Source organism: [Roseibacterium] beibuensis, assembly GCF_039542305.1.
Taxonomy (GTDB): domain Bacteria; phylum Pseudomonadota; class Alphaproteobacteria; order Rhodobacterales; family Rhodobacteraceae; genus Roseibacterium; species Roseibacterium beibuensis.
This window is the reverse complement of the sequence record NZ_BAABHW010000007.1, coordinates 140,076-152,522: the sequence shown is the minus strand read 5'-3', so window position 1 is coordinate 152,522 and position 12,447 is coordinate 140,076. Positions and strand designations below refer to the sequence as shown.

The following is a 12,447-nucleotide window of genomic DNA, read 5'->3' as shown; positions in this document are numbered from 1 at the left end:
CCTTTTGTAGGTCAAGGATGCTTACATTTCAGATTTTCTTGCCATTGTCTATGATTTGAAAACAGGCCGCGCGGGAACGTTACATCGCTACAACAACCAAAGGCAGCAGGTGTTTTGGTCAGCGCGACGCGGGTCTGGCCAGATGCGCGGAGGTGATGGAGACCCCGGCCAACCCGAGGGCCACCGGCCGCGTCGCCCAGCCGCGGATCAGGAGAAGGCCGCCGAGGACCAGAACCCAGAAGACCAGCCCGCCCAGAACAACCGGCACCCCGTCCGGGGCCAGTGTTTCAGTAAAGCCGCGCACGTCTCAGACCTGAGAGAGGCTGGCCATGAAGAACAGGGACGCCATCACAAGGCGGCCCAGAAGCGAAACGGGGCGTCGAGGCGCGCGGCAAGATGCGACAGCACCCCGCCCGCGCGCCCGCTTGTCATTCTTCGCCCGTGCTTGCGCCGTCACCCGACGCCACTTCGGCGTCGTCGCCCTCCTCGTCGCCCTGATCCGCGATCCAGGCCACCGAGACGACCTCTTCGCCCTTGCCGGTGTTGAACACTTTCACACCGCCTGCGCTGCGCGACCGGAACGAGATCCCGTCGACGGGGACGCGGATCGACTGTCCGGTGGAGGTGGCCAGCATGATCTGGTCTTCCAGGTCGACCGGGAAACACGCCACGACGGGCCCGCCGCGCATGGCCTTGTCGATCGCCGCGACACCCATGCCGCCGCGCCCGCGCACCGGGTAGTCATGCGAAGACGAGAGTTTGCCCAAACCCTGCGCCGTGATGGTCAGGATCAGGTCCTCGGCCGCCGACATCTCGGCGTAGCGTTCGGGGGAAAGCTGGCCTTCGGCCACGGCCTCCTCGTCATCGGCATCGCCGTCATCCTCGGGCGCACCGGCCATCAGGCGGCGCTGCTTGAGATAGGCGGCGCGTTCTTCGGCGGTGGCGTCGAAATGGCGGATGATCGACATCGACACGACCTCGTCCTCGGCGCCGAGCTTGACACCGCGCACCCCGGTCGACGAGCGGGAGTTGAAGACGCGCACGTCGGTCGCCGGGAAGCGGATCGCGCGGCCCATCCTGGTGACCAGCATCACGTCATCGTCGTTCGAGGCGATGCGCGCGTTGATCATGCGCCAACCCTCGCTGTCGCCTTCGAACTTCATGGCGATCTTGCCGTTGCGCATGACATTGGCGAAATCGCTGAGCGCGTTGCGCCGCACGGTGCCGCGGTCGGTGCAGAACACGATCTGCAACTCGTCCCAGTACTCTTCGTCGCGGTCCACCGGCATGACGGCCGCGATGCCTGTGCCGATCTCGATGGGCAGGATGTTGACCAGCGCCTTGCCCCGGCTGGCACGGCTGCCAAGCGGCAGGCGCCAGGTCTTGAGCTTGTAGACCATCCCGTTGGTGGTGAAGACGAGAAGGGGCGTATGCGTGTTGGCCACGAAGAGAGAGGTGACAACGTCATCCTCTTTCAAACCACCGCCCGACAGGCCCTTGCCGCCGCGCTTCTGCGCGCGGAACTCGGCCAGGGGCGTGCGCTTGATGTAGCCGCCCTGCGTGATGGTGACGACCATGTCCTCGCGTTCGATCAGGTCCTCGTCGTCCATGTCGCCGGACCACTCGGTGATCTCGGTGCGGCGCGGGACGGCGAATTTCTCGCGCACCTCGGCCATCTCCTCGGAAATGATCGACAGGATGCGTTCACGCGAGGCGAGGATGGCGAGGTAATCCTTGATCTTGGCGGCGAGCTCTTCCAACTCGTCGGTGACTTCCTTGACGCCGATCTGGGTCAGGCGTTGCAGGCGCAGTTCGAGGATCGCACGCGCCTGCGTTTCGGACAGGTTATAGGTCCCGTCCTCGTTCATCGTGTGGGTCGGGTCGTCGATCAGGCGGATGTAATCGGCGATCTCGGCGGCCGGCCAGCGGCGCGTCATCAGTTTCTCGCGCGCTTCCGCCGCATCGGCCGATGCGCGGATCGTGGCCACGACCTCGTCCACGTTCGACACCGCGACGGCAAGGCCGCAGAGGACATGGGCGCGTTCGCGGGCCTTGCGCAATTCAAACGCCGTGCGGCGCGCGACCACCTCCTCGCGGAAATCGAGGAAGGCGGTCAGGAACCCGCGCAGCGTCAACTGCTCGGGCCGGCCGCCGTTCAGCGCCAGCATGTTGCAGCCAAAGCTGGTCTGCATCTGCGTGAAGCGGAAAAGCTGGTTCAGCACCACCTCGGGCGTCGCGTCGCGTTTCAGTTCGATCACCACGCGCACGCCGACGCGGTCGGACTCGTCCTGTACGCCGGAAATGCCTTCGAGCTTCTTCTCGCGCACAAGATCCGCGATGCGTTCGATCATCGAGGCCTTGTTCACCTGGTAGGGGATCTCGTCGATGACGATGGCGTAGCGATCCTTGCGGATTTCCTCGATATGGGTCTTTGCGCGGATGATGACGCTGCCGCGCCCCTCAAGATACGCCTTGCGCGCGCCGGACCGACCGAGGATCAGGCCACCTGTCGGGAAATCGGGGGCAGGAATATACTCGATCAGCTGTTCCGAGCTGAGATCGGGGTTCTCGATCAGCGCCTGGCAGGCATCGATCACCTCGCCCAGGTTGTGCGGCGGGATGTTGGTGGCCATGCCGACGGCGATCCCGCCCGCGCCATTGACCAGCATGTTGGGGAAGCGCGCGGGCAGGACGGTCGGTTCCTGCTGCTTGCCATCGTAGTTGTCCTGGAAATCGACGGTGTCCTTGTCGATATCGGCCAAAAGGTAGGCGGCGGGCGCGTCCATCCGCACCTCGGTATAGCGCATGGCCGCCGCGTTATCGCCGTCCATCGAGCCGAAATTGCCCTGGCCATCCAGAAGCGGCAGCGACATCGAGAAATCCTGCGCCATCCGCACCAGCGCGTCGTAAATGGCCGAGTCCCCGTGCGGGTGGTACTGGCCCATCACGTCGCCCACGGGACGGGCGGATTTGCGATAGGGTTTCTCGTGGGTGTTCCCGGTTTCATGCATCGCGAACAGGATGCGGCGATGGACCGGTTTCAACCCGTCGCGCAGGTCGGGAATGGCGCGGCTGATGATCACCGACATGGCGTAGTCGATGAAGCTGGCCTTCATCTCGGCCGCGATGTCGATCGACGGCCCGCTGGGCGCGGGCGGATCTGCGCCGATTTCTTCTTCGTTTTCAGGCGGTTCTGGGGTGTCGGTCACGGGCTGAGCCTTGGTCCTGTCACATGTCTATATCTTGTTGTCGCACAGTATAGAGGGCCGGGATATGGGGTGCAATGGCAGCGCCGGTGACCTGCTGGCAGCCATGGTATTGGAGTGCCAACATGCTGTTTTCGTTGATTTTTGCGCGGGATCGGGCAGTCTGATTCCGTGGAAGAGGCAACGCAAGAGGTGCCATATGCGCGAAACCGAGACCGGGCTGTTGTTGAAAGGATACGGGCTGACCACCGCCGAGATGGTCTATCGGATGCCCGATTATCGCAACGTTCTCAATACCTTCGTCTGGCAGGACTATGATCTGGCGCCGGACTATCCGAAACTCTTCGACTTCATCGAGTTCTGGCAGGAATCGCTGGACGGGCCGCTTCACTCGGTGCGGTTTGTCCATCGCAAGATGATCAGCCCGGGAGAGTGGCGCAACGTGACGGGAGAGTTCACCTATCACTAGCCGTTCGGGGCGCGGCGCATCACCTACGCTGCGCCGCCATGATCCAGATCACGGCCAGACCAAGGCAGGCAAGCGCGTTGTAGCTGGCCATGGACAGGCCGAACATCTCCCACGCGACCTCGTCACACAGAACGATGCCGGTGCCGACCTCGGGGTTCAGCAGGTCTTCGACCGACATGGAGCCAAGGTCGCCACCACCCCCGGTGCAGCTTTGCGGCCCTTCCCACCAGTCGCGCTCGACCCCGGTGTGGTAAATGCCCAGGCCGGTGTTCACCAGCATGGTGATCGCCCCCGCCACGGCCACGATCGCGCGGGGAAAGGCGAGTCCAATGGCGCTCAGCCCGATGGCGATGGCATGGGGCCACCGCTGCCACAGGCACATGGCGCAGGGCGCGAGCCCGCCAATGTGTTGAAATCCGAAGGCCAGGGCGAGGATGACGACCGAGCCGGCCCCGGCAAGCGCGATATACTGGCGGCGGCTGAGCGTGAAGAGCGTCTGAAGCATCTCGGGGTCCTTCGAATGGTCGCTGCACCGATGTCTACGCGAACGCCGTTCCGGTGCAAGGGCGGCGAGGGGCCCTATACACCCAGCCAGCCGCGGATCAGGCTTGCCAGGGTTGCCCCGGCGAACAGCAGGGTGCCGATCCAGGCGGTCCCGATGATCGATCCCAGCGTCACGAGGATGCCGTCGCGTTGCAGCAGCCCCATCGAGATCATGACGACGGCAAAACCGGGAACGGTGTTGGTGGCCGGGAGAGGGACGAGGATCGACGCGCTGAACAGCACCAGCGCAAGGCCCACCAACTGGTCCATCGGGCGGCGTGTCAGCGCCGACAGGCGCGGCCGGCTGACGGCCTCGATCCGGCGCAGCCACGGGCCGGCGCGGCTGGCGAGGTTTTGCAGCGATGCCGTCGTCACCGTCCGGGCGGCCAGCTTTTGCGGCAACCATGGCACGGTTCGCCCCATCAGGATCTGGACCGAGACGAACATGAGCGGCAAGGCGACGACCTGCGGCACGCCGTAGAGAAAGGGAATGCAGCAGGGCAGGGCAAGCACCAGCAGGAACAGGCCGAACGCCCGTTCATGCAGGTGCGACAGGATCCACGCCAGCGTGACCTCGTCGCCCTCGGCGGTGTTGGCCAATACGGTCAACCGTTGCGAGATGGCCATGGCCTCGTCGGACTGCGCCGTCATGGGTCTGTCTCCTGTCCATCGGGAATCCCGGGGAAGTCTCGCGCTCCGGTGCCTCAACCCGGCCGTTGCGTCAAGCATCGGACGATGGCAGGGGGCTGCCACTCGGCTTGCGTGCCCGGGCTGCATCGCTAGAGTGCCGCGACTGCATTGAGGCTGGGTCGGCGCCAGGGCCGGTCACGATTGGAGGGCAGGGAGCATGACGGCAGTGGCACCGCGCGCCGAGCAGGCCGTCGGGCGTGTCATCGAGCGTATCGCGATGGCGATGGCGCTGGCGGGCGGGGTGCTTTTGAGCCTCGTCGCGCTGATGGTCTGTGTCTCGATCCTCGGGCGGCAACTGGACGGGATCTGGTTCTTCGGCCCGATCCGCGGCGATTACGAACTGGTCGAGATCGGCAGCGTCGTCGCAGTCTGCGCTTTCCTGCCGTGGTGCCAGGTCAAACGTGGGCATGTAGCGGTGGACGTGGTCGCGAACCGCTTGCCCGAGCGTGTGCGCCTTTCGCTGGGCCTGTTGGGGGACGCCCTGATCGCGCTGGTGTCCTTCGTGATGGCCTGGCGGCTCTGGGCGGGGTTCGGCGAAAAGTTCCCCTATGGATCAGACGCCCTGCGCTCGGCGCTGGGCATGGGGTATCGCCCCTTCTTCTCGGAGACGACCTACGAGTTGCAGCTGCCGATCTGGATCCCCTACGCGCTGGCGCTTCTCGGGGCCGTGCTGTTCTGCATCACTGCAACTTACACCGTCTGGCGTGCTCTGAACTGGGTGCTGGCGGGGCGGGAGGTTGCGCCTTGACCGGCCTTGAACTGACGTTTGCGGCCTTTGCCCTCATGCTGGTCGCGATCTTCCTGCGTGTGCCCATCGGGGCGGCGATGGCGATCACCGGCTTCGTCGGGTCTTGGGTGGTCTACGGTCGGCCGGACCCGGCGCTGAGCCAGCTCAAATCCCTGACCTATGACACGTTCAAGGACTATAACCTCTCCATCGTGCCGCTGTTCCTGCTGATGGGGCAGTTCGCGACCAAGTCGGGCCTGTCGGCGGCGCTGTTCCAGGCAGCCTCCGACTGGCTGGGGCATCGGCGGGGCGGCGTGGCGATGGCGGCTGTGGGCGCTTGCGCAGGGTTCGGCGCGATTTGCGGCTCCAGCCTCGCGACGGCCTCGACCATGGGGCAGGTGGCGCTGCCCGAGATGCGCAAGCGCGGCTATTCCGACAGCCTCTCGACCGGCGTGCTGGCGGCGGGCGGGACGCTGGGCATCCTGATCCCGCCGTCGATCATCCTGGTCATCTACGCGATCCTGGCCGAGCAGAACATCGTGAAGATGTTCGTGGCGGCCGTGGTGCCCGGTGTGCTGGCCGCGCTGGGCTACATGGCCACGGTGGCTATCGTGGCACGGCTGCGACCGGACGCCGTGGGGCAGGCCGCACGCGTGCCGATGCGTCAGCGGATGCGCGCCTTGTGGCGGGTCTGGCCGGTGGTGGCGATCTTCGGCCTGATCATGGGCGGCATCGCGGCCGACTGGAACTGGACCCGGGACGGGGTGCAGGCGCTTTTCACCCCGACCGAGGGCGCGGCTGTGGGCGCGATTGCGGTGGGCCTTTACGGGTGGCTCGCCGGGGGGCTGACCTGGCGGACCTTTCGTGACAGCGTGTTGGAGACAGCGCAGGCGACCGCGATGATCTTCTTCATCGTTTGGGCGGCCAAGTTGTTCTCGGCCTTCCTCTCGCTCACGCGCGCGCCCGACCAACTGATCGCTTGGGTCGAGGCGGCGGGCTTCGCGCCCCTGACGATCCTTGCGGTGATGCTGCTGGCCTACCTGCTGTTTGGCTGCGTGATGGATTCGCTGTCGATGATCCTGATTACCATTCCGGTCTTTTTGCCGATCATCGTGGCGCAGGACTTCGTCATCCTGGGCACGGCGCTCAGCCCCGAGGAAACGGCGATCTGGTTCGGCATCCTTGCGCTGATCGTGGTCGAAGTGGGGCTGATCACGCCACCTGTCGGGATGAACCTCTTCATCATCAACTCCATGGCGCCCGACATCCCGATGGTGCGGACCTATCGCGGCGTGGCGCCTTTCGTGGCCTCGGATCTTCTGCGCGTGGGGCTTCTGGTGCTGTTTCCCGGACTGACGCTGTGGCTGGTCGGGGTGACCTTCGGCTAGGCCTCCGGGGGTGATTGACGCGGCGCGCAAGCACGGCTAAGTCCGCAGCCGTGCCCGAGTGGCGGAATTGGTAGACGCAGGGGATTCAAAATCCCCCGCCGCAAGGCTTGTCGGTTCGAGTCCGACCTCGGGTACCATCCGCGAAATATCCAGACCGACCTGCGATGGCTGACGCCATCTTCGGGGCGCTATCGGCGTTGGGTTCGAGTATCGCTCGTCGCCTCACCTCTGCATCGCGGCCCATCTTTCGATGTGACGCGCACCTTCCGAAAGGGGATGCAATCGGGCCCGGGATGAGACGCAAGATTCGCCCTCGGTGTCTTTCGATCGCGCGCCCGCGCTCTGAAACTGGGCAAAAGCGCCCAAATTCGCACGAGACAGCGCAACAATGTGTTTCCGTGTTCGGGCGGTTTGCTGTGTCCGTTTGGGAAACAATAAGATCGCCAAAAGCGTGTGCGACTGACATGGCGGCCCCGAAGCAATAGGATTTGTTGCTGCATGGCCCAAAGCGCTGTGAACAATCCGCCTTATTTCGGCCCCGATTTGGGCAGGAAAGTGGCGGTCCTCGCCTCAAAGTTGACGCATGACGGTGAATTTTTCCTTTCCTAAGCCTAGAAAATGCCGTTATTCGTTTCTCAGCCCAACTGGGGGGCGATGTCTGCACTAGGCCACGGGGGCGGCCGCATCACGAAGCGTGTCGAAAGATGCGGGGAAGGGTGTTGTCGCGTACTGACGGCAAGAATGGCCGCGAGCGAGAACACATAGTTCGAAGCGCCTTTTCGAGGCGTTTCGCGTCATGCACGGGAATTTGCTGCGCAGACCCCGCGCGCAGACCCTTCCCTCCAATTTGGAAGACGCATGCATGTGATGCGGCCGCCTGCCGGGTCGGCTCATCGCTCTCGTATTGTTGTTAAGATTTTCGCCCGCGCGTGCGGGCAAGGCCGCAAGACCGGCTTGCAGGAGGACAGTAGTGATGACCAATTTCAGCGACCCCGGCAGCGTGGACGGCCTCATCGGCCTTTGGGACTTCCGCAGCGGTGCAGAGAACAAGGACACCGGTCTCGATGACGGGGTCGCACAGAACGGTCATTTCCACGGCGGTGCCTATGCGTCGAGCGATCAGCTGAAGCTGGACGGTTATTGCGATTACTTCGACGTGAGCGGGGAGGATGCGCCCTTCGACCTCAGCGAGGGGACGATCGAGGTTCAGTTCCAGCAGGACCAGCAGGTCGGCACGAGCCCCGACGTTCTGGTGAACCGTGGCGAGTATTGCGACAAGCACAGCGAGGGCTGGTTCGCGATCCGCGTCACCGAGCATGGCGAGGTTCTGGTCGATCACTACACCAAGGATGGCACGGTCGCGACGCTGAAGACCGACCCCGGGCTCGTCGATCCGCATGACGTCATCAACGTGTCCTACAGTTGGGATGCCGATACGGGGGCGACTCTGACGGTCGAAAACCTCACCGATGGCACCTCCCAGACGGTCGAGTCGGACGTGACCGGCCTGACGATGGATATCGGCGATAATGACGACGAGAACTTCACCTTCGGCGCACGCGAAGTCGACGATGGCGAGTACGACCAGTATTTCGACGGCAAGATCGACTATGTCGCGATCTATGACAGCGTCCAGGGAGAGGGCGATTTCATCGTCGAGGGCACCAGCGGCGACGACCTCATCGACGTGGCCTATACCGGCGATCCGGAAAACGACAGCATCGACGCGGGCGACAACCAGACCGGCGGCGATGAAGACCTCGTGGATGCGGGCGCGGGCGGCGACACCATCCTGTCGGGTGCGACCGATGATACGGTCTACGCCGGCTCGGGCGACGACTCGGTTGACGGTGGCGCGGGCGACGACCTGATCTACGGCGACAGCAGTCTGGGCGAGGCGCCGAACACCCCCACGACCACGGTGCGCGAAAGCCTGGAGTGGAACGAGGAAACGAACCCGAACGGCTTCACCCAGAACACCGGCAACGTCGATGTGACCTTCTCGATCCTGAGCAATGATTATTCGGTGGATGTTGGGTTCGAGACAACGACACAGAACGTAGCGGGCATCGACACCGGCGGCGAGACCATCGACGCGACCTCGTCCTTCTATTCCGAAGCCGAGTATAGCGGCGACAGCGAGACCTATGCGCTGGACTTCTCGGAGCCGGTCGAAAACGTGGCCTTCCGTATCAATGACATCGATGGCGACGGCGTCGTGCGCGTTCTGGCCTATGACGCGAACAATCAGCCGATCGAGATCGTGCTGACGGCCTCGGCCGATACCGAGCTCGACCTCAGCGACACGGATGGCGTCCCGGGCGACGATACCGCCGAAGGCGACGGCGACTACGACAACGACAGCGCGGCCGATTACTCGATCCTGGTCGAGATCCCGGGACCGGTGTCGCAGATCGTGATCGAGCACAGCCAGGACGGAAGCGACGATTCCGGCATCAACATCACCGACGTCTATTTCGATGCCGTGATCGAAGGCCCGGCGGAAACCGGCGACGACACGCTGGACGGCGGTGAAGGCAACGACACCGTGTTCGCCGAGGAAGGCGACGATCTGATCACCGGCGGAGCCGGCGACTCGATCATCGGTGGCGAAGGGTCCGATACGATCACGATCGATCCGACCCAACTCGACGCCAGCGGCGACAATACGGCCGGAATCTTCGTCGATGGCTCGACCGAAGGTGCCGACAACGACACGCTCGACCTGACGGCCTTCGTGGAATACCGCAACCTCGCCCAGACGACCGACGGCGATGGGGATTCGACCTCGGGCACGGTCGAGGTCAAGAACGCCGAGAACGAATGGGTCGCGGTCACCTTCGTCGAGATCGAGAGCCTGCTCCTGCCTCCGAAGGCGCCGGATGGCGTCGTGGACGGCGAAGAGTTCGGCGAGGTCATGACCCCCGGCTATGACGATGCCAACGACCCCACCGATGGCGGCGGCGATCAGATCGACGGCGACGACGGCCTTGACGACGTGATCGAGGGCAATGGCGGCGACGACAGCATCAACGCGGGTCTCGGCAACGACACGGTCGATGGCGGCGCGGATAACGACACCATCCTCGGCGGCCTCGGTGACGACAGCGTCTCGGGCGGGGCCGGCGATGACGTGCTGCGCGGCAACGAGGGCAATGACACGGTCGATGGCGGCGAGGGCGACGACTCGATGGGCGGCGCCGAGGGGGACGACGTCCTGACGGGCGGTGCCGGCAACGACACGCTGACCGGCGGGTCGGGCAACGACACGCTGGATGGGGGCCTGGACGCCGACACCATCAACGGGTCCTCGGGCAATGACGTCATCACCGACATGGATGGCGACAACTTGATCACCTCGGGGATCGATGGCACGCCGGATCTGGGTTTCCCCTTCTTGGGCAGTGTCGACCCGAACCCGGCGGACGATCTCGACTCGGTCACGACCGGCGACGGCAACGACACGATCAATACCGGTGACGACAACGACACGATCAATGCCGGCAATGGCGATAACGTCATCGATGGCGGCTACGATCAGGATGTCATCACCTCGGGTGACGGCAATGACTTCATCGTCGGTGGCGAAGGCGATGACACCATCACCTCGGGCGGTGGCGACGACACCATCACCGGCGGCGAGGGCGAGCCGCTCGTCAATCTGATCGACGACAACGTCAATCCGATCAATAACGACCCGATCCTCGACAATGGGGACGACCTGATCGATGCGGGGGACGGCAACGACCTCGTGTTCGGCGAAGATGACAACGATACCATCTTCGGCGGCGCCGGAGACGATACGCTCGATGGCGGCATCGACGATGACGTGATCGACGGCGGGTCCGGTGACGATGCAATCGTCGGCGGGCAGGGTGCCGACACGATGTCCGGCGGCACGGGCGACGACACCTTCACGGTCGGACAGTTCACCGATCCGATCTTCGGCGATACCTATCTCGAAGGTCTGGGCGACAGCGTGGTCGGCGGCGAGGATGCCGATGACGGCGACAATGACGTTCTCGACCTGAGCAACGCCGGTCCTCTGAAGATCATCTACGACGACGCGATCGATCCGACCGGCGAGCCGGGCGAAAGCGGCAAGGTGATTTTCTACACCGATGCGTCGCAGACCGAGGTCGCCGGCGAATTGATCTTCAAGGAGATCGAGACGGTCATCCCCTGCTTCACGCCGGGGGCGATGATCGCCACGCCGCATGGCGAGGTTCCGGTCGAGACCCTGCGCCAAGGCGACAAGGTATTGACCCGCGACAACGGCATCCAGGAGATCCGCTGGATCGGCAGCCGCACCCTGACGCGGCCCGAGCTTCTGACGGCGCCGAACCTGCGGCCGATCCTGATCAAGGCCGGCAGCCTCGGTGACGGTCTGCCCGAGCGCGATATGCTGGTCAGCCCGCAGCACCGCGTGCTGGCGGCGGGTCAGGCCACCCAGCTCTACTTCGCCGAAAGCGAGGTTCTGGTGGCGGCCAAGCACCTTGTCGGCACGGAAGGCATCCAGCAGATCGACACGTTGCGCACGACCTACGTGCACTTCATGTTCGATCGCCACGAGGTCGTCCTGTCGCATGGCGCCTGGACCGAAAGCTTCCAGCCCGGCGACATGACGCTCGGGTCCATGGGCGAGGCGCAGCGCGACGAGATCCTCGCGCTGTTCCCCGAACTGGAGACCCATGTGGGCCAGAACGACTACGCCGCCGCGCGGCGCACGCTCAAGGCGCACGAGGCGAAATTGCTGCAGCTCTGAGGCGGGGTGACCCCCTCAGGCGAAACGGGCCGCCCCATCCGGGCGGCCCGTTCTTTTTGGGTTCAACGCGTTGCTGCGCGCCAGTCGGCCCAATCCTCGGGCGTGTCGAGGTCGATCAGCGCGCGGTCATCCTCCAACGGCACGAGATGAACGCGGCTTTTGTGGGCCTGAAGAACGGAGCGTGCGCCGGTGTCGCCGTTCAGGGCTTCCAATTCAGGGCGCAGATCGGCCGGGAACAGCACCGGGTGTCCGGGCCTGCCATCTGCCGCCGCCGCGCGCAGGATGGCGTCCGGGGCCTGCCGTGACAGGCCGGCAAGCAGGTAGATATCCTTCGCCGTGATCCCCGGCATGTCCGCCAGCACCAGGATGACCGGCCCGGTGCGGCCGTGGACCCCTGCCGCGATGGAGGCCGCCATGCCGTCGCCTTCGGGGGCTTCGACGATCTCGGCCTCGACCCCCTCCAGCGCCGCCCGCCGCGCATCCTGTCCCGGTGCAATCACGACACGGGTGGGCCCGACGCGCGCGCAGCGCCGCGCCATGGCGCGGATCAGCGGCTCGGTGCCCAGCATGGCGGGCACCTGTTCCAGCATCTTGTCGGCGCCGCGCATCCGCGTGGCGCGCCCTGCCGCCAGCAGCACGATATCCATCTGGTCATCCAT

At 64.6% G+C, this 12,447-nt stretch carries 9 protein-coding genes and 1 tRNA gene; 5 read left to right on the top strand and 5 right to left on the bottom strand.

Features of this window, described 5'->3' with window-relative positions; genetic code table 11:
- Positions 1-118 precede the first annotated feature (118 nt).
- A complete protein-coding gene (locus tag ABD923_RS18155; protein WP_259554086.1) occupies positions 119-304 on the bottom strand; it encodes a DoxX family membrane protein in 186 nt (61 codons plus the stop codon).
- Between the two features lie 124 nt (positions 305-428).
- Positions 429-3,209, bottom strand: coding sequence for a DNA gyrase subunit A (gene gyrA, locus ABD923_RS18150; protein ID WP_259554087.1), 2,781 nt, complete (start codon positions 3,207-3,209; stop codon positions 429-431).
- Between the two features lie 196 nt (positions 3,210-3,405).
- Between gyrA and ABD923_RS18145 the strand changes: the two genes are divergently transcribed.
- Complete coding sequence (locus ABD923_RS18145) at positions 3,406-3,675, top strand: usg protein (RefSeq protein ID WP_222187139.1); 270 nt, start codon at positions 3,406-3,408, stop codon at positions 3,673-3,675.
- 19 nt (positions 3,676-3,694) lie between these two features.
- Here the strand turns inward: ABD923_RS18145 and ABD923_RS18140 are convergent, their stop codons facing one another.
- Together ABD923_RS18140 and ABD923_RS18135 are read right to left on the bottom strand one after the other, a co-directional pair.
- Complete coding sequence (locus tag ABD923_RS18140; RefSeq protein ID WP_259554088.1) at positions 3,695-4,180, bottom strand: disulfide bond formation protein B; 486 nt, start codon at positions 4,178-4,180, stop codon at positions 3,695-3,697.
- Positions 4,181-4,254: 74 nt separating this feature from the next.
- Complete coding sequence (locus ABD923_RS18135; protein ID WP_259554089.1) at positions 4,255-4,869, bottom strand: exopolysaccharide biosynthesis protein; 615 nt, start codon at positions 4,867-4,869, stop codon at positions 4,255-4,257.
- A 196-nt stretch (positions 4,870-5,065) separates the two neighbouring features.
- Here ABD923_RS18135 and ABD923_RS18130 point away from each other — a divergent pair, with 196 nt between their 5' ends.
- From ABD923_RS18130 to ABD923_RS18115, 4 genes are all read left to right on the top strand, one after another.
- Positions 5,066-5,656, top strand: a complete 591-nt coding sequence (locus ABD923_RS18130; protein WP_259554090.1) for a TRAP transporter small permease — start codon at positions 5,066-5,068, stop codon at positions 5,654-5,656.
- On the top strand, positions 5,653-7,023 hold the full coding sequence (locus tag ABD923_RS18125) for a TRAP transporter large permease (protein WP_259554091.1): 1,371 nt from the start codon (positions 5,653-5,655) through the stop codon (positions 7,021-7,023). Before ABD923_RS18130 ends, ABD923_RS18125 begins: the two co-directional genes overlap by 4 nt.
- Positions 7,024-7,075: 52 nt before the next feature.
- Positions 7,076-7,160 (top strand) — tRNA-Leu (locus ABD923_RS18120).
- 836 nt (positions 7,161-7,996) lie between these two features.
- Positions 7,997-11,788 (top strand): Hint domain-containing protein, encoded by a 3,792-nt coding sequence (locus ABD923_RS18115; RefSeq protein ID WP_259554092.1) that lies wholly within the window; start codon positions 7,997-7,999, stop codon positions 11,786-11,788.
- 62 nt (positions 11,789-11,850) lie between these two features.
- Here the strand turns inward: ABD923_RS18115 and ABD923_RS18110 are convergent, their stop codons facing one another.
- Positions 11,851-12,447 (bottom strand): nucleotidyltransferase family protein, encoded by a 597-nt coding sequence (locus ABD923_RS18110; RefSeq protein ID WP_259554093.1) that lies wholly within the window; start codon positions 12,445-12,447, stop codon positions 11,851-11,853.